The 24,380-nt window shown below is 73.2% G+C and carries 22 protein-coding genes; 8 read left to right on the top strand and 14 right to left on the bottom strand.

All coding sequences use genetic code 11. From position 1 onward, the window contains the following. Positions 1 to 74 precede the first annotated feature (74 nt). Both AB0G79_RS26325 and AB0G79_RS26320 read left to right on the top strand, forming a co-directional pair. Positions 75 to 584: a MaoC family dehydratase gene (locus tag AB0G79_RS26325; protein ID WP_360810536.1), complete on the top strand. Its 510-nt coding sequence runs from the start codon at positions 75 to 77 to the stop codon at positions 582 to 584. 57 nt (positions 585 to 641) lie between these two features. Continuing rightward, on the top strand, positions 642 to 2,180 hold the full coding sequence (locus AB0G79_RS26320) for an aminopeptidase P family protein (protein WP_360810534.1): 1,539 nt from the start codon (positions 642 to 644) through the stop codon (positions 2,178 to 2,180). A gap of 42 nt (positions 2,181 to 2,222) precedes the next feature. Here the strand turns inward: AB0G79_RS26320 and AB0G79_RS26315 are convergent, their stop codons facing one another. The 6 genes from AB0G79_RS26315 to AB0G79_RS26290 form a co-directional block, all read right to left on the bottom strand. After that, positions 2,223 to 3,008, bottom strand: a complete 786-nt coding sequence (locus AB0G79_RS26315; RefSeq protein WP_360810532.1) for an IclR family transcriptional regulator C-terminal domain-containing protein — start codon at positions 3,006 to 3,008, stop codon at positions 2,223 to 2,225. A gap of 165 nt (positions 3,009 to 3,173) precedes the next feature. Beyond that, positions 3,174 to 4,472: an MFS transporter gene (locus tag AB0G79_RS26310; RefSeq protein ID WP_360810530.1), complete on the bottom strand. Its 1,299-nt coding sequence runs from the start codon at positions 4,470 to 4,472 to the stop codon at positions 3,174 to 3,176. Between the two features lie 16 nt (positions 4,473 to 4,488). Further along, positions 4,489 to 5,865 carry a GH1 family beta-glucosidase gene (locus tag AB0G79_RS26305; RefSeq protein ID WP_360810528.1) on the bottom strand — a complete coding sequence of 459 codons (1,377 nt, stop codon included), beginning with the start codon at positions 5,863 to 5,865 and terminating at the stop codon, positions 4,489 to 4,491. Between the two features lie 64 nt (positions 5,866 to 5,929). Further along, entirely contained in the window at positions 5,930 to 6,565 is a 636-nt protein-coding gene (locus tag AB0G79_RS26300) for a TetR/AcrR family transcriptional regulator (RefSeq protein WP_360810526.1), read from the bottom strand. 189 nt (positions 6,566 to 6,754) lie between these two features. Continuing rightward, complete coding sequence (locus AB0G79_RS26295; RefSeq protein ID WP_360810524.1) at positions 6,755 to 8,344, bottom strand: glycerol-3-phosphate dehydrogenase/oxidase; 1,590 nt, start codon at positions 8,342 to 8,344, stop codon at positions 6,755 to 6,757. Continuing rightward, a complete protein-coding gene (locus AB0G79_RS26290) occupies positions 8,341 to 8,940 on the bottom strand; it encodes a TetR/AcrR family transcriptional regulator (RefSeq protein ID WP_360810522.1) in 600 nt (199 codons plus the stop codon). The genes AB0G79_RS26295 and AB0G79_RS26290 overlap by 4 nt, the downstream gene beginning before the upstream one ends. Positions 8,941 to 9,024: 84 nt before the next feature. On the opposite strand from AB0G79_RS26290, the gene AB0G79_RS26285 reads away from it, so the two are divergent. The 4 genes from AB0G79_RS26285 to AB0G79_RS26270 all read left to right on the top strand — a co-directional run bounded on the left by AB0G79_RS26285 (position 9,025) and on the right by AB0G79_RS26270 (position 14,832). After that, complete coding sequence (locus AB0G79_RS26285) at positions 9,025 to 10,620, top strand: FAD-binding oxidoreductase (RefSeq protein WP_360810520.1); 1,596 nt, start codon at positions 9,025 to 9,027, stop codon at positions 10,618 to 10,620. 116 nt (positions 10,621 to 10,736) lie between these two features. Next, complete coding sequence (locus tag AB0G79_RS26280; protein ID WP_360810518.1) at positions 10,737 to 11,618, top strand: YegS/Rv2252/BmrU family lipid kinase; 882 nt, start codon at positions 10,737 to 10,739, stop codon at positions 11,616 to 11,618. Positions 11,619 to 11,705: 87 nt separating this feature from the next. After that, positions 11,706 to 12,914: a 4-hydroxybenzoate 3-monooxygenase gene (locus AB0G79_RS26275; protein ID WP_360810516.1), complete on the top strand. Its 1,209-nt coding sequence runs from the start codon at positions 11,706 to 11,708 to the stop codon at positions 12,912 to 12,914. Between the two features lie 100 nt (positions 12,915 to 13,014). Next, the gene (locus AB0G79_RS26270) at positions 13,015 to 14,832 is read left to right on the top strand and encodes a methyltransferase (RefSeq protein WP_360810514.1); all 1,818 of its coding nucleotides are present in this window, start codon (positions 13,015 to 13,017) and stop codon (positions 14,830 to 14,832) included. A gap of 114 nt (positions 14,833 to 14,946) precedes the next feature. Here the strand turns inward: AB0G79_RS26270 and AB0G79_RS26265 are convergent, their stop codons facing one another. From AB0G79_RS26265 to AB0G79_RS26230, 8 genes are all read right to left on the bottom strand, one after another. Next, complete coding sequence (locus tag AB0G79_RS26265) at positions 14,947 to 15,954, bottom strand: aldo/keto reductase (RefSeq protein WP_360810512.1); 1,008 nt, start codon at positions 15,952 to 15,954, stop codon at positions 14,947 to 14,949. Then, the gene (locus AB0G79_RS26260; protein ID WP_360810510.1) at positions 15,951 to 16,925 is read right to left on the bottom strand and encodes a Gfo/Idh/MocA family oxidoreductase; all 975 of its coding nucleotides are present in this window, start codon (positions 16,923 to 16,925) and stop codon (positions 15,951 to 15,953) included. The genes AB0G79_RS26265 and AB0G79_RS26260 overlap by 4 nt, the downstream gene beginning before the upstream one ends. Before the next feature lies 1 nt (position 16,926). Next, positions 16,927 to 18,234 (bottom strand): protocatechuate 4,5-dioxygenase subunit alpha, encoded by a 1,308-nt coding sequence (gene ligA, locus AB0G79_RS26255; RefSeq protein WP_360810508.1) that lies wholly within the window; start codon positions 18,232 to 18,234, stop codon positions 16,927 to 16,929. Between the two features lie 2 nt (positions 18,235 to 18,236). Then, complete coding sequence (locus AB0G79_RS26250) at positions 18,237 to 19,175, bottom strand: amidohydrolase family protein (protein WP_360810506.1); 939 nt, start codon at positions 19,173 to 19,175, stop codon at positions 18,237 to 18,239. 5 nt (positions 19,176 to 19,180) lie between these two features. Then, positions 19,181 to 19,870, bottom strand: a complete 690-nt coding sequence (gene ligK / locus AB0G79_RS26245; RefSeq protein ID WP_360810504.1) for a 4-carboxy-4-hydroxy-2-oxoadipate aldolase/oxaloacetate decarboxylase — start codon at positions 19,868 to 19,870, stop codon at positions 19,181 to 19,183. A 35-nt stretch (positions 19,871 to 19,905) separates the two neighbouring features. Beyond that, the gene (locus AB0G79_RS26240) at positions 19,906 to 20,931 is read right to left on the bottom strand and encodes an amidohydrolase family protein (RefSeq protein ID WP_360810502.1); all 1,026 of its coding nucleotides are present in this window, start codon (positions 20,929 to 20,931) and stop codon (positions 19,906 to 19,908) included. A gap of 44 nt (positions 20,932 to 20,975) precedes the next feature. Next, positions 20,976 to 22,187 (bottom strand): 4-hydroxybenzoate 3-monooxygenase, encoded by a 1,212-nt coding sequence (locus tag AB0G79_RS26235; RefSeq protein WP_360810500.1) that lies wholly within the window; start codon positions 22,185 to 22,187, stop codon positions 20,976 to 20,978. 176 nt (positions 22,188 to 22,363) lie between these two features. After that, on the bottom strand, positions 22,364 to 23,131 hold the full coding sequence (locus AB0G79_RS26230; RefSeq protein ID WP_360810498.1) for an IclR family transcriptional regulator: 768 nt from the start codon (positions 23,129 to 23,131) through the stop codon (positions 22,364 to 22,366). Between the two features lie 76 nt (positions 23,132 to 23,207). Here AB0G79_RS26230 and AB0G79_RS26225 point away from each other — a divergent pair, with 76 nt between their 5' ends. Together AB0G79_RS26225 and AB0G79_RS26220 are read left to right on the top strand one after the other, a co-directional pair. Beyond that, entirely contained in the window at positions 23,208 to 23,933 is a 726-nt protein-coding gene (locus AB0G79_RS26225; protein ID WP_360810496.1) for a substrate-binding domain-containing protein, read from the top strand. A gap of 117 nt (positions 23,934 to 24,050) precedes the next feature. Next, entirely contained in the window at positions 24,051 to 24,242 is a 192-nt protein-coding gene (locus tag AB0G79_RS26220) for a CsbD family protein (protein WP_360810494.1), read from the top strand. The last annotated feature ends 138 nt before the right edge of the window (positions 24,243 to 24,380 follow it).

The raw sequence follows: 24,380 nt of genomic DNA, 5'->3' as shown, positions 1-24,380 counted from the left end.
CCCCGTCCAGAGAGCCGGGGCGCCCGTTCCCGGGCGCGCCGGCCCCCCCCGACGACCCCCCGAAGTGAAACGGCATGACCCTGCGCCACGTCAAGGACAACGAGTACGTCGAGGAACACGGCGGCGACTACGAGGACTTCGAACCCGGCATGGTGATCCGGCACTGGCCCGGCCGCACCCTCTCGGAGGCCGACAACACCTGGATGACGCTGCTGACGATGAACCAGCACCCGCTGCACTTCGACCGGACGTACGGCGAGGGCGCCGAGTACGGCCGCATCCTGGTCAACAGCGGCATCACCCTCTGCCTGGTCGGCGGCATGACCGTCCAGGCGCTCTCGGCGCGCGCGGTCGCCAACCTGGGCTGGGACAGGGTCCGTCTCAAGGAGCCCGTGTACGTCGGCGACACCCTCTACGCGACCAGCCGCATCCTCGGCAAGCGGCTGTCCAGGTCCCGTCCGGGGCAGGGCATCATCACCGTCGAGACGGTCGGCACGAAGTCCACCGGTGAGACGGTCATCGTCTTCGAGAGGTCGTTCATGGTGCGTTGCCGCGAGGCCGCGGAACCCGCCGTCGGGGAATGATCACCAGTTTGATCCAGGGGGCTCCGAATGATCGTTCGGTCTGACAGGATGACCGGCATGACGAGCGAGAACCAGCCCAAGGCAGGCCACCGAGGCACCCCCGCGAACAACGCGTTCCGTGACTTCATGGCCTCCGGCTGGGCGACCGACGACCGTTCGCCCACCCCCCGCGCCGAAGTCGCCGATCACGCCGCCCGCCGACGCGAGGCCCTCTCCGGACAGTTCCCCGGAGAGCGGCTCGTCCTCCCGGCAGGCGGCCTCAAGGTCCGCAGCAACGACACCGATTTCACCTTCCGGCCGCACACCGCCTTCGCCCACCTCTCCGGGCTCGGCGCGCACGCCGAGCCGGACAGCGTCCTCGTCCTCGACCCCCGTCCCGGAGGCGGACACGAGGCCGTCCTGTACTTCCGCCCGCCGGCCCCCCGTGACACCGAGGAGTTCTACAACGACTCCCGGTACGGCGAGTTCTGGGTCGGCTACCGCCCGACCGTCGCCGACGTCGAGTCCGAACTCGGCCTCACCGCACGCCACATCGACGAGCTGACCGCCGACCTCGGCAAGGACGAGGCCGCCGCCCGGCTGCGCGTGGTCCGCTCGGCCGACGCCCAGCTCGCCGAGCTCGTCGACACCACCCGCACCCAGGCGGGATCCGCCCTCACCTCCGAGGAGCAGGCGGAGGCCGACGGGGAGCTGGAGCGCCACCTCTCCGGCATGCGCCTGTGCAAGGACGCGTGGGAGGTCGAGGAGATGCGCAAGGCCATCGCCGGCACCCACCGCGGCTTCGACGCGATCATCGCCACCCTCCCCGAGGCCGTCCGCAAGGGCCGCGGCGAGCGCTGGGTCGAGGGCGTCTTCGGCCTGTACGCCCGCCACGAGGGCAACGGCGTCGGATACGAGTCGATCTGCGCGTCCGGCGACCACGCCAACACCATCCACTGGACCAAGAACACCGGCGAGGTCCGCGAGGGCGACCTGATCCTCGTCGACGCGGGCATCGAGGTCGACTCGCTCTTCACCGCCGACATCACCCGCACCCTGCCGGTGAGCGGCCGCTTCACCGACGTCCAGCGCAAGATCTACGACGCCGTCCACGAGGCCCAGCAGGCCGGCATGGAGGCGGTGAAGCCGGGCAACAGGTTCAGCGACGTCCACGCCGCCGCCAACGCCGTCATCGCCCGCCACATCCACGAGTGGGGCCTGCTCCCCGAGGGCGTCACCCTGGAGCAGACCCTCGACAAGGAGAACGGCGGCTGGCACCGCCGCTGGATGGTCCACGGCACCTCGCACCACCTCGGCATGGACGTCCACGACTGCCAGCTCCTCCTGCGCGAGGAGTACATGGACGGCGAGCTGAAGCCCGGCATGATCCTCACCGTCGAGCCCGGCCTCTACTTCAAGGCGGACGACCTGCTCGCGCCGGAGGAGTTCCGCGGCATCGGCGTCCGCATCGAGGACGACGTCCTCGTGACGGAGGACGGCTACGAGAACCTGTCGGCCGCGATGCCGCGCGGCTCGTACGAGGTCGAGGAGTGGATCGCGGGACTCGCTGAGAACGCGGGGAACGCGGGGAACGCGGGGAACGCGGACCAGGCGTAGGAGCGGTGCCGGTGACGGCCGGGGTGTTCGTCGCCCCGGCCGTCACCCGCCGTCGTGCCGGGACGCCCCGGGGATCCTCACGGTGAAGGCGAGTTGGGTGATGACGCCCTCCGCCCGCTTCTTGAGCCGTACCGCCGCCGGTTCGAGGAGGTGGGAGCGGGAGGCCGGGAGGGAGAGCGCCACGGTGGCCGGCACGTCGCCGATGGTGACGGGCACGGCGGCGCAGACCGTCCCGAGCGCGTACTCCTGCCGCTGGTAGACCGGGCCGCCGCGGGGGAGCCGGGAGAGGCGCCGCAGCAGTGCGCCCTCGTCCTGGACCGTGTACGGGGTCAGGCGCTCCACGGGATGGCGGGCGAGGTGCTCCCGGCGCGCGTCCTCGCCGAGCTGGGCGAGCAGGCACTGCCCGACGGCGTGGGCGTGGGCGGTGCGCCGGAAGTCGGCCCACTGCTCGCTCGCCGGGGCGTTCGGTCCCGAGGCCATGCCCGCGATCCGGACCTCCCCCTCCTCGTACAGCGCGAAGTAGACGGCGGCGCCCAGCTCGTCGCGGAGGGCGGCGAGCCAGTCCGCCATGTCCGCCGGGCGTGACTGGCGCGAGGCCGCGGCGCCGAGCCGGGCCGCGGCGCTCCCGATGGCGTAGACACCGCCCTCGCGCTGGAGGTAGCCCTCGTGGGTGAGGGTGCGCAGCAGGTGGTAGGTGGTGGCGAGCGGTATCCCGGTCCTGCGGGCCAGGTGCTTGGCGGTCGGCCCGCGGTCGTCCTCGACGATGGCGTCGAGCAGGCGCAGAGCCCGGCGGACGGACTCGATGAGCGTGGGTTGGCTCGTGGGCATGCTGTTCCTCGGGATCGGACGACAGGGGTCGGCCGACCGAATCCCCCCGGACTGATTATTTCCTCAGGGGTTGTGGGGGAGCGGGGTGGGAGCCGCGCGAGTTGTGTGGACCGTGTGAAAGGTCGACAATCTGGCAGGGACATGCCATTCCGGGGCGGTCGGGGGTCAGTCCACGCCCCGGATCCGGCCGACGAGGAGGCCTCCGGCGAGGATCGCGAGAGCCGCGGCGACGTACAGGCCGGTGTAGCCGCCGAGGTGGGCGATGACCGGCGCGGCCAGCGCCGGAGCGAGCACCTGCGGCCCAGAATTGGCGATGTTGATGACGCCGAGGTCCTTCGCCCGGTCGGCGGCCTCGGGCAGCACCTGGGTGACCAGCGCCTGGTCGACGGCGAGGTAGATGCCGTACCCCGCGCCCAGGACCGCGGCGGCCACGAGCGCCGCCGGCCAGGTGTGGACGAGCGCGAGGAGCAGCGCGGCCACGGTCATGACCACGGAGCAGAGGACGACGAACCCCTTGCGCCGGCCGACGCGGTCGGACAGGGCGCCCACCGGGACCGCCGTCGCCGCCGCGCACAGCGTGTAGACCAGGGTGAGGACGAGGACCCCGGTGCCGGGGTCCTCGTGGTGGACGGCGTCGGAGAGGAAGTAGAAGAGGTAGAGCGTGCCGAGCGCGTTGCCGAGGTTGATCAGGAACCGGGTCAGCCAGGCCCAGGCGAAGTCCGGGTACCGCCGGGGGCTCAGCCAGAACGACCGCGCGAACGCGCGCGCGTCGAAGGCGGGGCGCAGCTCCCGGGGCAGGGCGGGCTCGCCGTGGCGAAGGAAGGGGAGGGCGAGGGCGACGGTCAGCGCCGCGAGGAGGCCGTAGCCGGCGCCGACGCCGGTGACCACGAGGGTGGTGATCAGCGCGCCGACGACCAGGCCGACGGACTGCATCAGCCCCGTCCAGCCGGAGACCTGGGCGCGCTGGCCGAGCGGCACGCGGTCGGCGACCGGCGTGCTCACCCCGGCCAGCATGGCGTTGAGTCCGGCCTGCGCGAGGCACCAGCCGACGGCGACCCCGGCGACGGTGCGCTGCGCGGCGGTGAGGGCGAGCCCCGCCGCCCCGGCGAGCGCGCCGCCGAGGATCCAGGGGCGCCGGCGCCCGTAACGGCTCGTCGTCCGGTCCGACCAGGCTCCGGCGATCGGGTTGACGAGGACGGCGACGAGCGCTCCAAGCCCGGTGACGAGGGAGAGCGCGTCGTTCTTGTCCTGCGCGTCGATGTGCTCCAGCTGGAGCGGCAGCAGGATCTGGATGGGCGTCATGAACGCCATGAAGACGGCGAGGGTGGCCAGGGAGAGGTCGACCGTCCAGCCTGCCCTCACGGGGGCGGTGGGCTCGGCGAACACGGCGGCGTCCGGGGACGCCTCTGCCGTGTCCGCCCCGCCTCTCCCGTCCGAGGGGTCCGACGCGGAAGTCCGGGACATGCGGCGACTCCGTCGCTCAGGATCGCTGCGAGGCGATCAGCCTGCGGTACCACGCGTAGCTCGCCCGGGGCGTGCGCCCGCCCGTGGCGAAGTCGACCTCGACCAGGCCGAAGCGCTGGTGGAAGCCCTCGGCCCACTCGAAATTGTCGAGCAGGGACCAGGTGAAGTAGCCCCGCACGTCGACCCCTTGGGCGGCGGCGCGCGCGAGCGCGTCGAGGTGGCCCGCCAGGTAGTCGATCCGCGCCCGGTCGTCGAGGCCGGCCGGCTGCGCGCAACCGCTCTCGGTGATCCACACGGGCGGCAGGGCGTCGCCGTAGCGGGCCCTGAGGCCGGTGAGCAGCTCGGTGAGGCCGTCGGGGACGACGGGCCAGCCGAACGAGGTCCGCTCGTAGGCCTCTTCGGGCTCGGCCAGGTCGAAGGGGAGCCCGGCGGCGGGATCGGCGGGGGCCGTGATCCAGCTCGGGTTGTAGTAGTTGACGCCCAGGCCGTCGAGGGGCGCGGAGATCGTCTGTAGGTCCCCGTCCCGCACGACGCCGCCCCAGGTCGGATCGGTCATCCCGTAGGCCGAGAGGTCCGGGTAACGCCCGATCAGGAGCGGGTCGTTGAAGAGCCGGTTGTGGAGGATGTCGTACGCCTCCGCCGCCGCCCTGTCCCCCTCGGCCGCCGCGTCCGAACGGAGGCGTACGGGCGTGCAGTTGTTGGCGATGAGGACCTGGGCGCCGGGCACCGCCTCCCGCACCGCCCGGGCCGCGAGGCCGTGGCCGAGCAGCTGGTGGTGGGCGACGGGCAGCGCGCCGAGGAGCAGTGCCCGGCCCGGGGCGTGGACCCCGAAGCCGTAACCGAACGACATGTGCACGAACGGCTCGTTCAGCGTGATCCACCGCTTGACCCGGTCGCCGAGCCGCTCCGCCGCCACGGCCGCGTACTCGGCGAACCGGTGCGCGGTGTCCCGGTTCAGCCATCCGCCCTCGTCCTCCAGGGCCTGCGGCAGGTCCCAGTGGAAGAGGGTGGGCGTGGGCTCGATGCCGGCGGCGAGCAGGGCGTCGACCAGCCGGTCGTAGAAGTCGAGGCCGCGCGGCTCGACCTTGCCCGCGCCGGTCGGCAGGACGCGCGGCCACGCGAGCGAGAAGCGGTACGCGTCGAGTCCGAGCCGCCGCATCAGCGCGACGTCCTCGTCGACGCGGTGGTAGTGGTCGCAGGCGACGTCACCGGTGTGCCCGTCGCGGATCGCCCCGGGCCGCCGGACGAAGGTGTCCCAGATCGAGGGTCCCTTCCCGTCCTCGTCCGGCGCACCCTCGATCTGGTACGAGGCCGTCGAGGCGCCCCAGACGAAGTCGGCCGGGAACCGGGGGAGGGGAGCGGTGGGGTCGGTGGAGCGGGTGGTCACGGGCACCTGCCTTCGTCGCTGACGCGGATCCGAGGTGGGCCGCAACCTAACATGAACAACTGTTCACGTTCTAGGGGTGTGCGAGGCGCTCGCGCAGGTCCTCCCAGTAGAGGTCCAGCATCCGCTTGAGCTCGGCGACCGTCTCCAGGTCCGGTTCGCCCACGCCCTTGAAGACCTCGTGGAGCACGGCGTTGGAGGCCCACACCACCATCCGCGTCGCGCGCCTGGCCTGCTCGCCGCCGGGCCGGCCCGTCAGGTGCTCGACGATCCGCCCCAGGCCGTCCGCGATGAGCGCGTTGCTCGCCTCGTCGGCCCGCGCCAGCTCGGGGCTCAGGTGCCGCCCGGCCCACAGGGCCATGCCGCCCGGCTGGGAGCGGTAGAGGTCGGCGTACACGTCGACCATCGTGCCGACCAGGTCGGTCAGTTCACCCGCGACGGCCCGGTCCACGAGTGCGTCGATGGCGGTGGCGAAGGAGCTGAGGTACCGCTCGCCGAGCGCGTCCACGACGGCGCCCTTGTCGGCGTAGAACTGGTAGATGCTGCCGACCGGGGCGCCCGACTCCTCGGCGATCCGCCGCATGGTCAGGGCCTCGTACCCCTCGTGGCACAGGATCCGGTCGGCGGCGGCGAGGATCGCCTCGACGCGGGCCCTGCTGCGGGCCTGCTGCGGCTGTCGCCGCACGCGCGGCCCCGTCGACTCCGCCACGCCCCACGCTCCCCGTCGTTCCCGCCCCTCGGACGCGGCGAACGTAACACGCGCGCGCGTGCGTACCGACGGGCACGTACGCGCGCGTGCGTACCGACGGGCGTCGAGCCGGATGGGGGTGACGGCTCGACGCCCGCCGGAGATTCGGGCGCCTCTGTGCCGGGCGGGTCCCTGGCGGGCGGCGCTGTCTCAGGTGGCCGCGAACGCCACGCCCGCCGCCTCCTCGGCGAGCGCCCGGTCCTCGGGCACGACCCCGATCCGCGTCCGCCGGTCGAGCAGGTCCGCCGTGTCGAGGGCGCCCTCGTGCCGTACGGCCCAGAGCAGCTCGGCCCCCGTGACGGGATGTCCGGGGACCACGGGCGCGGCGAGCGCCGGGTCCGCGAGGCCCAGGGCGTGCACGGCCGCGGCCTCGGTGCCGTAGCGGAAGACGAGGCGCTGCGGCACGTCGAGCCCGGCGAGCGTCCGCTGCGGCGCGGCCCCGACGAGCGGCACGGACGCCGTCCGGCACGGCCCTGCGGTCATCCCGCGCGCGGCGACGGCCGCGTCCACGGCGTCCTGCGCCATCCTCCGGTACGTCGTGAGCTTGCCGCCGACGACGGTGACGACGCCCTCGGCCGAGGTGAGGACGGCGTGCTTGCGCGAGATGTCGGCGGTACGGCCGGACCCGTCCGCGGCGCCGGAGGTGTCGAGCAGCGGCCGGAGGCCCGCGAAGGCCCCGACGACGTCGTCCCGGTGGAGGGTCACGTCGAGCGCGGAGCCGAGCACGTCGAGCAGGAAGCCGATGTCGGTCTCGGGGACCTCCGGCACGTCCGGGACGTCGCCGTCGACGGGCTCGTCGGTGAGGCCGACGTACACCCGGCCGTCGCCCTGCGGGAGGACGAGGACGAAGCGGTTGGACTCGCCGGGGATCGGGATGTGCAGCCCGGCGGAGAGCCGGCCGAGGGTCTCCGAGCGCAGCACGAGGTGGGTGCCGCGCGAGGGGCGCAGCCGGACGTCGTCGACGAGGCCGCCCGCCCAGACCCCGGCCGCGTTGACGACCGTCCGCGCGCGGACGCGGAGCTCCTCGCCGGTGAGTTCGTCGCGGACGAGCGCCCCGTCGCCGTACAGCTCGACGGCCCGGGCGCGGGTGAGGATCCGTGCGCCGTGCGCGGCGGCGGTGCGGGCGATCGCGGTGACCAGGCGGGCGTCGTCGGAGAGGCGCCCGTCCCAGGAGAGGAGGCCGCCGCGCAGCCCGACGGGGCGGAGCGCGGGGGCGAGGTGGCGCGTCTCGACGGCGGAGAGGGTACGGGGGCGGGGCAGCGTCCCGCGCGCGGTGCGGGCGCCGACGCGGAGCAGGTCCCCGGCGAGGAAGCCGGCCCGGGCGAGCGCGGCCTGCCCCCGGCTGACGAGCGGGGTCAGCGGCAGCACGAACGGCTGGGCGCGCACGAGGTGGGGGGCGGTGCGCTCCATGAGGATGCCGCGCTCGACGGCGGACTCGTGGGCGACGTCGAGCTGGCCCGACGCGAGGTAGCGCAGGCCGCCGTGGATGAGCTTGGAGCTCCAGCGGGAGGTGCCGAACGCGAGGTCGTGGGCGTCGATGGCGGCGACGGAGAGGCCGCGGGTCGCGGCGTCGAGCGCGGCGCCGGCGCCGGTGGCGCCGAGGCCGACGACGAGGACGTCGACCCGCTCGCCGCCGGCGAGCCGGGCCAGGTCGCGGCGGCGGCGCGCGGCGTTGAGGGACGAGCCGGCGAGGGCGGGCCCGGTGTCGTCCGGGGACGACGGCAGAGGCACGAGGTTCACGGCGTGAGGGTCCTCTCCAGCAGGGTGCGCAGCTCGTCGAGGAAGGCGGCTTCGCTCAGTTCGGGGTCGTTCTCGTCGGTCATCGTCCGCAGCGAGAGCGTGAAGGACTGGACGACGAGCAGCAGGGACCGGGCCTGGAGTTCCACCGGTGCCTGCCGCACGGATCCGTCCTCGTGGCCGTCCTCGAGCGCCTGGACGAGGAGCCCGAGCAGGGCGTCCTGGCTGGCGCCCCTGCGGTCGAGGACGTACGGCAGCAGGAGCTCGGGATCCACGTCGAGGATCTTGTGGAAGAGCGGGTGGGCCCGGAAGGCGGCGGTGCCGGCGACGAGCCCGCCGACGATCCGCTCCCGCTCCGGTACGTCGTCCTCGGCGGCCGGCATGGCTCCGGCGGCGACGGCGATCCACTCGCGGGTCATCAGGTCGCCGACGAGGCTGCGCACGTCGGGCCAGCGCCGGTAGAGGGTCATCCGTGAGACGCCCGCGCGCCGGGCGACATCGGTGAGGGTGGTCCGGCGCACGCCGACGGCGAGCACGCAGTCGCGTGCGGCGTCGAGTACGGGATCCGCGTCCGCATGGTTGTGACGAATGGGCGTCATCTGTCACAGTGTAATGCCAGGTAACGCCAACGCGGTCCGCGTGGCAGTGCCATTCGTCAAACAGACCGTGAGGAACCGCGCGAAGTGGACATGTTGTGGAGCGGCTGGGGCGACCCGGCCAAGGCGGCCCCCCTGCCCGAATCGGTCACCGGCCTCCTCCGGGACCTGCTCGGCGTCACCCCGCGCGAGAGCGGCCCGGCCGCGCTCGCCGAGATCGAGGCGCCCGCCCCGGCGCTCACCGAGGAGGCGCACACGGCGCTGCGCGCGGCCGTCGCCGCCCCCGACGGCGTACGCGACGACGCGGAGAGCCGCATCCGCCACACCCGCGGCAAGTCGACCCCCGACCTCCTGCGCATCCGCGCCGGCGAGGTCGACGACATCCCGGCCGCCGTCGTCCTGCCCGCGGGCCACGACGAGGTCCTCGCCGTCCTCCGCGCCTGCGCCGAGCACGGCCTGGCCGCCGTCCCGTTCGGCGGCGGCACCTCGGTCGTCGGCGGCCTCGCGCCCACCACCGACCGCCCCTTCGTCGCCCTCGACCTGCGCCACTTCGACCAGCTCCTCGCGGTCGACGACGTCTCCCGCACCGCGACCCTCCAGCCCGGCCTGCGGGGCCCGCGCGCCGAGGCCCTCCTCAACGAACAGGGCTGGACCCTCGGCCACTTCCCGCAGTCCTTCGAGTGGGCGACCGTCGGCGGCTTCGCCGCCGCCCGCTCCAGCGGCCAGGCCTCCGCCGGCTACGGCCGCTTCGACGAGATGGTCCTCGGCCTCACCGTCGCCACCCCCGAGGGCACCCTGTGGACCGGCCGCGCCCCGCGCTCGGCCGCCGGACCCGACCTGCGCCAGCTGCTCCTCGGCTCCGAGGGCGCGCTCGGCGTGATCACCTCCGTGACCGTCCGCATCCGTCCCCTCCCGCAGAAGCGCGTCTACGAGGGCTGGCGCTTCGCCTCCTTCGAGGCCGGCACCGCGGCCCTGCGCCGCCTCGCCCAGGACGGCCCGCGCCCCACCGTCCTGCGCCTGTCCGACGAGTCCGAGACCTTCGTCGGCCTCGCCCAGCCCGACGCCATCGGCAGCGCGGCGCTCCCCGAGAACCCGGGCTGCATGGCCGTCGTCGGCTTCGAGGGGACCGAGGAGGACACCGCCGCCCGCCGCGCCGCCGCCCGCCAGGTCCTCCTCGCCTGCGACGGCGAGTACATCGGCGAGGAACCCGGCGACAAGTGGGAGCACGGCCGCTACAACGCGCCCTACCTCCGCGACGCCCTCCTCGACGCCGGGGCGTTCGCCGAGACCCTGGAGACCGCGGCCTTCTGGTCCGCGATCCCCGGCCTGTACGCCTCCGTCCGCGAGGCGCTCACCAAGACCCTCACCGAGGCGGGCACCCCGCCGCTCGTCATGTGCCACATCTCGCACACGTACGAGAACGGCGCCTCGCTCTACTTCACCGTCGTCTCCGCGCAGGGCGAGGACCCCGTCGCGCACTGGGCGCCCGCCAAGGAGGCGGCCAACGACGCGATCCTCGCGGCCGGCGGCACCATCAGCCACCACCACGGCGTCGGCACCGACCACCGCGACTGGTACGCGCAGGAGGTCGGCCCGCTCGGCATCCGTATGCTCCAGGCGGTGAAGGCGGAGATCGACCCGTCCGGGGTGCTGAGCCCCGGCGTCCTGATCCCCCGCCGCTGAACCCGTCCCGAACGATCCGGCGCGACGGGACCGCCCCTCCCGGTGACGGTCCCGGCGCGCCGGCGCACGCCCCCTCACACCCGCCGCCTTCTCCTGCCCCCCGGAGGCCTTTTCCCATGCGACAGTTCACCGCCGTCGTCAACCCCACCGCAGGGGGATCCAGCGGCACGGCGAGCCTGCTCCCCGTGGCCCGGCTGCTCCGGGAGGCCGGTGCCCACCTCGACACCGTCTACAGCCGCAGCCTCGACCACGCGAAGGAGATCGCCCGGGACGCCGGGGCGCGCGGCCACGTCGTCCTCGCCGTCGGCGGCGACGGCATGGCCGGTACCGTCGGCGGCGCCCTCAGCGGTACGGACACGGTCTTCGGCCTCGTCCCCGCCGGACGCGGCAACGACTTCGCCCGCGCCCTCGGCCTCCCCACCGACCCCGAGGGCCTCGCGAAGGTGCTGCTCGACGCCGGGCCGCGGGCCGTCGACACCATCGAGGTCGCGTCCGCCGTCCACGAACGGACCCACGTCCTCGGCAGCGTGTACGCGGGCGTCGACGCGGTCGCCAACCGCCACGCCAACCACTCCCGGCTGCTGCGCGGCGCCGCCTCGTACTACGTCGGCGGTGCCCGGGCCGTCCTCGCCTGGAAGCCCGCCGCGTACCGCATCACGATCGACGGGGAGCTCCACGAGCGCACCGGCTACACCGTCGTCGTCGCCAACTCCGGCTTCTACGGCTTCGGAAGGAACGTCGCGCCGGGCGCGCGCGTCGACGACGGGCTCCTCGACGTCGTCGTCATCAAGCAGGCGCCGAAGCGCCTCTTCTTCGCGATGATGAACGAACTGAAGACCGGCGCGCACGTCCGCCGGCCGCAGATCGAGATCCTCCGGGGCGCGCGGGTCCGCGTCGAAGCGGACCGCGCCCTGCCCTACGGGGCGGACGGCGAGGTCGACGCGAGCCTCCCCGTCACCCTCACGGTGTGCCCCGCCGCGCTGAAGGTCTTGGCCTGACGCGGCAGAATCCTTTTCGCAAACACTGCTGCATACGGGTGATTCAGGGGTGCCCACGTGTTTTCGGAATGCCTATGATCCACTGCTGTGACAGAGAGTACGCACGCCCGGGTCGCTGAGGACTCGGCAGAAGTCGTCATCGTCGGTGCCGGTCCCGCCGGGCTCGTCCTCGCCAACCTCTTACTCCGGGCCGGCGTCGACTGCGTCGTCCTGGAACGGTCCGGCCGCGACGACGTGGAGAACCGGGCACGGGCGGGCTTCCTCGCTCCCGAAACCGTACGCGTCCTCCAACGCCACGGACTCGACGGGGGGTTGAGCCGACGCGGACAGCAGCACGGCGTCTGCGAGTTCCGCACCGTCGACGGACGCTTCCGCCTCGACTACGAGCGCCTCGGCAAGGGCGAGCCGCACACGGTCTACCCGCAGCACGAGCTGGTCGCCGACCTGTTGGGACAGTACGTCGACGCCGGAGGACGCGTCCGCTTCGACACCGAAGCGGTCTCCATCGACGACATCGGGGGATCGGCGCCCACCGTCACCGTCCGCGAGGCCGACGGCCGCACCGTGCGGTGGCGCGGCCGGTACGTCGCCGCCTGCGACGGCCGCCACGGCGCCGGACGCCGCGCGCTCCCGCCCGGAGCCGTACGCCGGCACCACCGCGACCACGGCGTCTCCTGGCTCGGCCTCCTCGCCGAGGCCCCGCCGAGCATCGACGCCGTCGGCTACGCGGTCCACCCGCGCGGATTCGCCGGTCACATGGCCCGCTCCGCCGACATCACCCGCTACTACCTCCAGTGCGCGCGCGGCACCCGCCCCGAGTCCTGGACCGACAAGGACATCTGGGACGAGCTCGACCTGCGCATGCGCGCCGAGGAGTTCGGCCCCCTCACCCGCGGCCGCGTCATCCAGCGCACCGTCATCGACCTCGAGTCCGACGTCCTCGAACCCCTGCGCCACGGCGCCCTGTTCCTCGTCGGCGACGCCGCCGCCCTCATCAGCCCCTCCGCTGCCAAGGGTGCCAACCTGGCCGTCCTCGAAGCCGAGATCCTCGCCCTCGCCCTCGTCGCCGACCTGAACGACGGCGACCCCGAGCCGCTCACCCACTACTCCGCGCGGGCCCTCGACCACATCTGGCGCGCCCAGGAGTTCTCGCACTGGATGATCCGCCTGCTGCACGCGGCCACCGGCACCGACGACGCCGCCTTCCAGGAGGGCCTGCGCCACTCCCGCATGGCCTCGCTGCGCACCTCGGCCGGCCATCAGGACTGGTTCGCGGAGAACTACGTCGGCATGTGACGCATCGTCACATCATCTTCTTTCAAGGCCAGTCGCCACGCCTCACTTCGTCATGCCCTCGTTACGGGCACGGCGTTCCTCCTCCACGCAAGGACAGGGAATGCACTCCGAACAGCCCCCCACGCAGCCCACCCATGCCCTCGACGACACGGAACGGCTCGGCGCGACGGCCCGCTTCGTCCGCGAACAGGACACCTCGCTCCTGCTCTCGCGCATCCTGCCCGGCCTGGACGGACCCGAACTGCGGGCCCTGACGGACCAGTGCGGATTCGGGCACGCCGCCGTGCTCGTCTTCCCGGCCGACGAGCGCGAGCTGCGGACGGAGCTCGCGGCGAGCGGCCTGGACGCGGACACCCCGGCACGCCCCAGCGTCGTCGTCCGCGAACGCCTCGCCGCCCGCTGCGGCCGCCGGGCCGAGGACCTCGACGTGCGGATCCTCCGCCCCGAGGCCCACGGACCCGGCGGGGAGAACCGCGCGGTCGAGGTCTTCGCCCTGACCGTGCCCACCGGCTCCGGCCCCGGCCTCGCCGCGATCGCCGCCGACGAGCGCCGCCACGACCACGAGGCCCACCTCGCCTTCGACGTCACCCGGCCCGACCCGCTCGTCCTGCGCGGACTCCTCGCCAGCTTCGCCCGGCACGGCGCGACCGCCGACGGCGGCGGCTACAACCCGCACGAGGACGGCACCGTCTTCTACTTCGCCGCCCCCACCGAGACCAAGACCCCTTACCGGCGCGTCGAGTTGTATGCCCGCGGCGACCACCGCGACGTGCTGGCCGAGCACCTCGAACGACTGCCGGCGGCGGAGCCCGTACCCGCGGCGGAGCCCGTACGCGCGGTGGAGCCCGTACGCGCGGCGGAGCCCGTACGCGCGGCGGCCGACGACGGCCCGGCCGAGACGCTCCTGAAGCTGCTCACCGGCGCCTGGACCACCCAGGCCCTCGCCACCTGCGCCCGCCTCGGCCTGCCCGAGGCCATGAACCGCGACACCGGCACGGCCACCACCGAACTCGCCGAGGCCGTCGGCGCCGACCCGGAGTGCCTGTCGGTCCTCCTCCGCTACCTCCACATGCTGGGCGTCGTCGCCGAGGGCCCGGACGGCTTCCGCCTCACCGACGTCGGCGCGCTCCTCGACGCCGAGACCCCGCGCTCCATGCGACCGCTCGCCCTCATGTACGGCGGACCCTTCTACCAGTCCTTCGCCCACCTCACCCACACCGTGCGGACCGGCGAACCCGGCTTCGAGCACCTCTACGGCGAGAACCACTTCCTCCACTTCGCCCGCGACCCCGAACTCGCCGCCCTCTTCGACCAGTCCATGGTGTCGAGCGCCCCCATCTTCGACCCGCTCCCCGCCCACCCGGTCCTCGTCGCCGCCGCCCGGGCCGCCGCCGGCGCCGCCACCGGCACCGACCGCCCCCGGACCGTCGTCGACATCGCCGGCGGCACCGGCGAACTCCTCGGCCGCGTCCTCACCGCCCACCCCACGCTGCGCGGCATCCTCCTCGAACGCCCCCAGGTCCTCGCCGTGGGCCGCGCCCGCCTCGCCGGCACCGACGCCGGGGCGCGCTGCGACTACGTGGCCGGCGACTTCGCCGACGTACCCCACGGCGCCGACGTCTACCTGCTCTCCCGGATCCTGCACGACTGGGACGACGAGCGCTGCCGCACGATCCTCCGCCACCTCGCCGAGGCCATGCCGTCCGGCGCCGACCTCCTCATCGTCGAACGGCTCCTGCCCACCGACGGCACGCCCTCGCTCGCCACGGCGTGGGACCTCCACATGATGTGCAACACGGGCGGCCGGGAGCGGACGACCGAGCAGTACGCCGCCATGCTCGCCGAGCACGGCATCGCACTCGTCGGCCACAGCCCCCTGGCCCTCGGCGCCCACGCGCTCCACGCCCGGAAGCTCTGACCCCCCACCGGCACGACGAAGGGCCGGGCAGCGGTACCGACTCCACACAAGTCGGTACCGCCGCCCGGCCCTCCGGCGCCCGGTGACCCGGTGCTCCGCGGCCCGCGGGCTTCGTCAGCCCGCGTCCCCGCAGCGCTCGGTGTCGATCTCCACCAGCGTTCCCGCGTTGTAGCGGGGCCCGTGGACGGTCGACTCGTTCAGGATCCGCCCGGCCGCTTCGAGCGCCTCGGCCGGCACCTCGACGTCGAGCGTCGAGAGGTTCTCCCGCAGGTGCGCCACCGAGCGGGTGCCGGGGATCGCGACCACGTGCGGGGCGCGCGAGACGACCCAGGCGAGCGCCAGCTGCGCCAGCGTCACCTTCGCCCCCTCGGCGACGGCGAGGAGCTCCCGGCGCAGCGCCAGGTTCCCCGGGTAGTGCTCGGCACCGAAGCGGGGCATGCCCCGGCGGATGTCGTTGCCGGGCAGCTCGGCCAGGTCCGGGGCGACCGAGGTGAGGAAGCCGCGGGCGACCGGGCTGAACGCCACCAGCGCCACGCCGAGCTCCCGCGTCGCCTCCAGGGTCCCCCGCTCGGGATTGCGCGACCACAGGCTGTACTCGTTCTGCAGCGCGGCGATCGGGTGCACGGCGTGCGCGCGGCGCAGCGTGTCCGCCGACACCTCGGACAGGCCGAGGGCCCGCACCTTGCCCGACGCGACCATCTCCGCCATCGCGCCGACGCTCTCCTCCACCGGCACCGCCCGGTCGAGCCGGTGCAGGTAGTAGAGGTCGATGACGTCGGTACGGAGACGGGTCAGCGCCTCGTCGACGGTACGCCGCAGGGTCTCCGGCCGCCCGTCGATGACGCGCGTGCCGTCGACGCCGGTCATGCCGCACTTGCTCGCGAGCACGATCCGGTCCCGGTGCGGCCCGAGCACCCGGCCGACCAGCTCCTCGTTGGCGCCGAAGCCGTAGAGCGCCGCCGTGTCGAAGTGCGTGACCCCCTCGTCGAGCGCCGTCAGCAGCACCCGCTCGGCCTGCTCCGGCGACACCTTCTCGCCGTACGCGTGGCTGAGGTTCATGCAGCCGAGGCCGATCGCCGGGACCTCGAAGGGGCCGATGCGACGCGATGCGGACGTACTCATCGGGCGTCGAACGCCTTCAGCTGCTGCTCCAGGGAGTCCAGCGTCCGGTAGCAGTTCAGCACCTGGGCGATCGAGGAGTTCGGCTCGCGGCCCTCGCGGATCGCGGCGACGAACTCGCGGTCCTGGAGCTCGATGCCGTCCATCGACACGTCGACCCCGCTGACGTCGATGGCCTCGTCCTTGCCGGTGACCAGGTCGTCGTAGCGCGCGATGTACGTGCCGGTGTCGCCGATGTACCGGAAGAAGGTGCCGAGCGGGCCGTCGTTGTTGAACGACAGCGACAGGGTGCAGATCGCGCCGTTCTCCGCGCGCAGCTGGATGGACATGTCCATCGCGATGCCGAGCTCGGGGTGGATCGGGCCCTGGATCGCGTTGGCCTGCACGATCGGCGAACCGGTCTGGTACGCGAACAGGTCGACCGTGTGCGCCGCGTGGTGCCACAGCAGGTGGTCGGTCCACGAGCGCGGCTTGCCCAGCGCGTTCGTGTTCGTCCGGCGGAAGAAGTACGTCTGCACGTCCATCTGCTGGATGCCGAACTCGCCGGCCTCGATCCGCTGCTTCACCCACTGGTGGCTCGGGTTGAAGCGGCGGGTGTGGCCCACCATGCCGACCAGGCCCGTGCGCCGCTGCGCCTCCAGGCAGGCCTCCGCGTCGCCGAGGTTGTCGGCGAGCGGGATCTCGACCTGGACGTGCTTGCCGGCCTCCAGGCAGGCGAGCGTCTGGCTCGCGTGGAGCTGCGTCGGCGTGGCCAGGACGACCGCGTCGACGTCGTCCATGGCCAGGACCTCGTCGAGGCTGCCGGCGGCGCGGTCGATGCCCTGGTCGGCGGCGAACTTCCGCGAGCTCTCCAGGGAGCTGCTCACCACGGCGGCCACCTCGACGCCCTCGATCCGCCGGAGCGCGGCGGCGTGCTTGGCGCCGAAGGCTCCGCCGCCGGCCAGCGCGACCCGAAGGGTTCGGTCGTCAGTCATGTCACTCCTTCACGGCGGGCGCCTCGGCCCGCGGGCGGTTTTCCAGGATCAGGTGGCCGACGGCGGTGTTGGACGCCGGCACGTGGTAGAAGCGGTGCTTCACCTCGGTCTCGCCGCCCCCGTCCACGTCGGCGAGCGCGCCGCGGGCGATCAGCCACATGACGAGCTCGATGCCCTCGGAGCCCGCCTCCTCGACGTACTCCAGGTGCGGGACCCGCGCCAGACCGGCCGGGTCGGAGATCAGCCGGTCGAGGAACGCGTTGTCCCACTCCCGGTTGATGAGACCGGCGCGGGGGCCCTGGAGCTGGTGGCTCATGCCGCCGGTGCCCCAGACCTGGACCTTCAGGGGTCGATCGTACGACTCGATCGCCCGGCGCAGGGCACGGCCCAGCTCGAAGCAGCGGGCGCCCGACGGCACCGGGTACTGCACGACGTTGACGTGGAACGGGATGACCTTGCAGGGCCACTTCTCGACGTCGCCGAACATCAGCGACAGCGGGACGGTCAGGCCGTGGTCGACGGTCAGCTCGTTGGCGAGGGTGAGGTCGAAGTCGTCCCTGATCAGGGAGTGCGCGATGTGCGCCGCCAGGTCGGGGTCGCCCTCGACGCCGGGGACGGGCCGGGGGCCGTACCCCTCGTCGGCGGTCGGGAAGGAGGCGCCCGTGCCGAGGACGAAGGTGGGGATGAGGGAGAGGTCGAAGTTGCTCGCGTGGTCGTTGTAGACCAGGAAGACGACGTCGGGCGTGTTCTCCCGCAGCCACTCCTTGGAGTACTCGTACCCCTCGAACAGCGGCTGCCAGTACGACTCCCCGGTCTTCCCGAGGTCCATCGCCGCGCCGATCGCCGGCACGTGCGAGGTGAAGACGGCGCCGGTGATCCCGGCGTGCTCGGCCGGCGGGTTCGGGTCGGCGTGCGCCGCCTCCAGGACCGCGTGGTCGATGCGGTTGCCCTCGACGGAGCGGCCGCCGCCGACCATCATGGCGCGGTACTCCTCCTCGGACATCCCGGTCATGGAGCCCGCCATCTGCTGGAACGAGAAGCCCAGCGTGGCGCCCCACTTGGCGAGGAAGTAGATGTTCCCGCCCTCGCGCATCGCGGCGTTGAGGTCGCGGTCGAGCAGGGCCTGCTTCTGCTCCTCGCGCAGCGGCCACGCGTCGAGGTAGGCGCGCTCGTCGGCGAGGTACAGGGCCCGGTTCTCGGCCGTCATCAGCGACATGCAGAACTGGTTGAGGTGGTAGCCCTTGGCGGACTGCTCGGCGTCGAAGATGGTCGTGCCCGGCACCAGCTTGTAGCTCTTGTCCAGCGGCATGGTCAGCGCTCCTCCGGCCAGTACAGGCGCATCGGGTTGTCGACCAGGAGCTTCCGGCGCAGCTCCGGCGTGGTCGCGATGTGCGGGATGAAGTCGACGAGCAGGCCGTCGTCGGGCATGTGGCTCCTGAGGTTCGGGTGCGGCCAGTCCGTGCCCCACAGCACGCGGTCGGGGAACTCCTCGACCACGCGCCGGGCGAACGGGACGACGTCGCGGTACGCGAGCTGCTCGCCGTCCAGGGCGAGCGGACCGTCCACCGTGAGCCGCTCCGGGCAGGTGACCTTGCACCAGGTGTCGGGGCGGGCGCGCAGGAAGTCGAGGAACGCCTCGAACTCGGGGCCCTCCGGGTCCTTCGTGACGTCCGGGCGGCCCATGTGGTCGATGACCAGCGGCACCGGGATCGACAGGAAGAAGTCGCGCAGGTCGGGGAGGTCGGGTGCCTCGAAGTAGAGGACGACGTGCCAGCCGTACGGGGCGATCCGCTCGACGACGTCGAGCAGCGCCTGCCGCGGCGACGCGTCCACGAGCCGCTTCACGAAGTTGAAGCGCACGCCGCGGACACCGGCCGCGTGGAGCTCGCGCAGCTCGCCCTCGGAGATGTCGGGTCGGATCGTCGCGACGCCGCGGGCCGTGCCCTTCGAGGCCTTGAGCGCGTCGGCCATGGCGCTGTTGTCGGCACCGTGGCAGGTGGCCTGCACGACGACGTTGCGGGCGAAGCCGAGGTGGTCGCGGAGCGCGTACAGCTGGTCCTTGGACGCGTCGCACGGCGTGTACTTCCGCTCGGGCGCGAAGGGGAACTCGTGGCCGGGGCCGAAGACGTGGCAGTGCGCGTCGACGGCGCCCGCGGGCATCCGGTAGCGGGGGCGGCTGGGGTCGGCGTACCAGTCGAGCCAGCCGGGCGTCTTCTCGAAGGCGGTCGTGGTGTCGGTCGGTTCGGTCATGGCCCTCAGTCCTCGTACCGCAGGCCGAGCTCGGCGAGCTTGGGCCGCATGCCGTAGATGTCCAGGCCCAGTTCACCCGTACGGAAGCGGGCGCGCTTGCCCTCCTCGGCGTCCTCGCGCCTGCGGGAGGCCTCGGCGACCTCGGCGGCGCGCTCGCGGGGCACGACCACGACGCCGTCGCGGTCGGCGACGACGACGTCGCCGGGGCGGACGAGGGCGTTGGCCAGGACGACCGGGACGTTCACGGAGCCGAGCGTGGCCTTGACCGTGCCCTTGGCGTTGATCGCGCGGGAGAAGACGGGGAAGTCCATCTCCTCCAGCTCGGCGACGTCACGGACGCCGCCGTCGATGACGAGGCCCTTGCAGCCGCGCGAGCGGAAGGAGGTGGCGAGGAGCTCGCCGAAGAAGCCGTCCTCGCTCTCGGTGGTGCAGGCCGCGACGACGACGTCGCCCTCCTGGATCTGCTCGGCGGCGACGTGCAGCATCCAGTTGTCGCCGGGCTGGAGCAGCACGGTCACGGCGGTGCCGCAGAGCCGGGCGCCGTCGTAGACGGGCCGCAGGTAGGGGCGCGTCAGGCCGACGCGGCCCATCGCCTCGTGGATGGTGGCGACGCCGAAGGCGGACAGGGCGGCGACGTCCTTCGGGTCGGCGCGGGTGATCGCCGTGTGGACGACACCGAGCTCGGTGTGCTCCATGGTTCTTCCTCTCGAAGTCGTGTGAGGGGGCGGGCTCAGCGGCCGGCGGCGGCGAGGCGGGCGGCGAGCCGCGGGTAGACGCGCAGGGCGTTGCCGGAGTAGACGGCGGCGCGCTCGGCGTCGGTGAGGTTCGGCGTCGCCTCGACGTACCGCTTGGTGTCGTCGAAGTAGTGGCCGGTGCGCGGGTCGACGTCGCGGACCGCGCCGATCATCTCGCTGGCGAAGAGGACGGACTCGCTGGGGATCACCTGGGTGAGCAGGTCGATGCCCGGCTGGTGGTAGACGCAGGTGTCGAAGAAGACGTTGCCGAGGAGCTTCTCCGGGTCCGGCCGTCCCATCGCCATCGCGAGGCCGCGGAAGCGTCCCCAGTGGTACGGGACGGCGCCGCCGCCGTGCGGGATGACGAACTTCAGCGTCGGGAAGTCGGCGAACAGGTCCCCCTGCAGCAGCTGCATGAAGGCGGTGGTGTCCGCGTTCAGGTAGTGCGCGCCGGTGGTGTGGAAGGCCGGGTTGCAGGAGGTGCTGACGTGGATCATCGCCGGGATGTCGTACGCGGCCATCGCCTCGTAGACCGGGTACCAGCTGCGGTCGGTCAGCGGCGGCGCGGTCCACCGGCCGCCCGAGGGGTCGGGGTTGAGGTTGACCGTGACGGCGCCGAGCTCCTCGACGGCCCGGCGGAGCTCGGGCAGGCAGGTGGCGGGGTCGACGCCGGGAGACTGCGGGAGCATCGCGCCCATGGCGAAGCGGTCGGGGTAGAGCGTGCTGACGCGGTGCACGAGGTCGTTGCAGATCCGCGCCCAGGTCGAGGAGGTCCCGAAGTCGCCGATGTGGTGGGCCATGAAGCTGGCACGCGGGGAGAAGACCGTGAGGTCGCTGCCGCGCTCGTCCATCAGGCGCAGCTGGTTGTCCTCGATCGCGCGGCGCAGGTCGTCGTCGCTGATGACGAGGTCGGCGGGGTCCGGCGTCCCTCCCTTGCCCTCGATGGCGGCGATCTGGCGGTCGCGCCAGGCGGCGAGCTGCGGGGGAGCGGTGGTGAAGTGGCCGTGACAGTCGATGATCATGGGTGTCTCCGGGGTGGTCGCGGGGCGGCGGTGGGGCGTCCGGCTCAGCGGGCGGCGCTGAGCGGCCAGCCGGTGTACTGCTCGGCCAGGTACGTGCGGCCGGCGCGCGTGCCGACCACGTTGTCCAGCTCGCCGAGCTGGCGCCGCAGGTCGTACGGCGAGCCGCCGGGGGCCGTGTGGAGCAGCTGGGTCATCCAGTACGAGAAGTTCTGGGCCCGCCACACCCGCTGGAGAGCGCTCGGCTGGTAGTCGTCCAACGCGGCCTCGCCCGCGTCGCCGAGCGCCCTCAGCAGGACGTCCGCGAGAACCTTCACGTCGTGCAACGCGAGGTTCAGACCGCGGGCGCCGGTCGGCGGCACCGTGTGCGCGGCGTCGCCCGCCAGGACCAGGGAGCCCCAGCGCATCGGTTCCTGGACGAAGGAACGGAACCGAAGAACGGTCTTCTCGATGACGGGGCCCTCCTTGAGGCGGAACCCGTCGACTCCGGCCACGCGGGCCTGGAGGGTCTCCCAGATCTGCTCGTCCGACCAGTCGTCGACGTTCTCGTCGGGGTCGCACTGGAAGTACATCCGCTGCACGTCCTCGGTGCGCTGGCTGATCAGCGCGAAGCCGTGCTCGGAGTGGGCGTAGATCAGCTCGGGGGCGCTGTACGGCGCCTCGGCGAGGATGCCGAACCAGGCGAAGGGGTACTCCTTGCCGTACCGCACGCGCCGGTCCCCGGGGACGAGGTCGCGGCACATGCTGCGCGAGCCGTCGGCACCCACGACGTACCGGGCGCGGATCTCGTGGCGGGTGCCGTCCGGGGCGGTGTAGCGGACGCGCGGCCCCGAGGTCGTGATGTCGAGGACCTCGGTGTCCTTGATGCCGAAGTGGACGGTGCCGCCGTCGCGTGCGCGGGCGTCGGCGAGGTCGATGAAGACGTCGGTCTGCGGGTACAGCCAGACCGACTCGCCGACGAGGCCCTTCATGTGGATGCGGTGCGGCTGCCCGCCGAAGCGGAGCTCGACGCCCTCGTGCTCGTGGCCGTCGCGCAGGATGCGGTCGGAGACACCGGTCTCGACGAGGTCCCGGGCGACGTCGGCCTCCAGGATGCCGGCGCGCTGGGTCGTCTCGATCTCGTGGCGGGTGCGGGTGTCGATCACGACCGTGTCGACGCCGGCGCGGCCCAGCCGGTGGGCGAGCATCAGACCGGCGGGACCGGCGCCGACGATTGCGACGGGGACCGAGACGACGGTGTCGACGGGGGCGTCGGCCATGAGTTCTCCTGAGCGACTGCGGGCGTTCGGGGGGCTCCAGGGTCTGGAACACCCCGAACGTTGACAGCAGATCAGGTGCGCGGTCGCGCCTGTTTCCGTCAGGCGGAAGTGGTTGCGTAGGTCACGCAGTGCCGCCCGGAGCGGTACCTCCCCAGGTCAGCGGTGTATGGGCGCCCTCAGGCGGCGGTGCGGGCCCGCCGGCCGAGCTCGTCGGAGATTCCTTGGGCGGCCCGCAGCAACGGCTCGCGGAGGCTACGGGTCCGGTTGGCCGAGCGGGCGGCGACGACGATCCCGAGGGCCGCGCTGACCGGGCCGGACCGCCCGATCCGTACCGGCGTGGCGACCGCGACCGTGTCCTCCGACAACTGCCGGTCGCTGACCATGATCTGCTCGCGCCGGATCCGGTCCAGCTGCGCCCGGAGCGCCTTCGGGTCGGTCTCGGTGTGCGGGGTCCAGGCGCGCAGCGGCGCTTCGAGGACCTCCTCCTGGATGTCCCGCGGCGCGTGCGCGAGCAGGACGCGGCCCATGCCGGTGGAGCCGATGGGGAAGCGCGAACCGACCATCGTGAGCAGCTGCACCGACCGGTGACCGGCGATCCGCTCGACGAAGACGAGCTCGGTGCCCTCGCGGACGGCGAGCTGGATGTTCTCGTGGGTCGCCTCGTACAGGTCCTGCATGAAGGGCAGCGCCACGTCGCGCAGGATCTGCGTGCGCGGGCAGCCCGAGGCGATCTCCCAGAGCCGCAGACCCACGTGCCAGGACCCGTCCTCGGCCCGCTCCAGCGCGCCCCAGGCGGCCAGCTCCGCGACCACGCGGTGCGCGGTGCTCAGGGCGAGACCCGTGCGCTGGGCGATCTCCGACAGGGTCTGCGACGGGTGCTCGCGATCGAAGGTGGAGAGGATCTCCAGGACTTTTCCGGCCGCTGTGCTGGGGCTCTTGCTCACCCCGCCAGTCTGGCAGACCGGCGTTGAGCAGCTCGAACACGCGTGTACGATCACCGCCGATCACTGAGGAGGCGACATGGACGGTGACATGAACGACGGTGACACGGCTCCGGAGATCTCCGGGCTGTCCTCGATGGCGACGCGCCCTGTCCTGGCCGAACTGTCCGCGCACATCCGGCACGCGCACGGTCTCGCGGTGCGCTTCGAGTCCGCCGGCGGGGTCGAGGTCGCGCGCCGCGTCCGGGAGGGCGCCGGGGCCGACGTGCTCGTCCTCGCGGCGGGCGCGCTGGCCGCCCTGGCCGAGGAGGGCCACGTGGTGCCGGACACCGTCCGCCCCCTGTGGATCTCCCAGGTCGTGGCGGCCGTACCGGAGGGGACCGCGCCCCCCGCGCTCGCCACGGAGGCCGACCTCGGGGCCGCGCTCCTGGCGGCACGGAGGATCGCCTACTCGACCGGCCCGAGCGGCACGGCCCTCGTCGGGCTGATCGCCCGCCTCGGCCTGACCGAGGCGCTCGGCGACCGCCTCGTCCAGGCCCCGCCCGGCGTCCCCGCCGGCACCCTCCTCGCCTCCGGCGAGGCCGACCTCGCCTTCCAGCAGCACAGCGAACTCATGGACCTGCCGGGCGTGTTGGTCGTCGGCCCGCTCCCCGGCGACACGGCGATCGACTCCCTCTTCAGCGGGGGTGTCCTGGCCGCGTCCGGCCGGCCGGACCGCGCCCGGGACGTGCTCGACCTCCTCGCCTCCCCGGAGGCGGCGAAGACCGCCGGCGCGCGCGGGATGCGCGCCGCCGGACGGGACTGAGCCGCTCGGCGGCGGGCTTCCCGGGACGAGCCGTGTGTAGACGGCGTTCCCCGGGGCAGGCGCGCCGCACGGGGGGGGCAACCCAGGGGACGAGCGCGTCCCGGAAGGAGTACGGCCATGGCGTCCAAGGCCAAGGGCAAGATGGAACAGATGAAGGGCAAGGGCAAGGAGGCCGTCGGCAAGGCCACCGGCAACGAGCGCATGAAGGCCGAGGGCAAGACCGACCAGGCCAAGGGCAAGGCGAAGGAAGCGATGGGCAAGATCCACGACCGTGCCCGCGGCGTCGACGACTCGCTCCGGGACGAGTAGCCCCCGTCAGCCGCCCCACGCGTGGGCCCCCGGCCGCAACGGCCGGGGGCCCACGGTGCCGTCGTGCGAGCGGTCGCACGGTGCCGTCGTGCGAGCGGACCCGTGGGCCGTCCCGGGTTCGGATTCGCGGGTGGCCCG

Source organism: Streptomyces sp. NPDC020807, assembly GCF_040641575.1.
In the GTDB taxonomy this organism is placed as follows: Bacteria; Actinomycetota; Actinomycetes; order Streptomycetales; family Streptomycetaceae; genus Streptomyces.
This window is presented reverse-complemented; position numbering and strand designations above follow the sequence as displayed.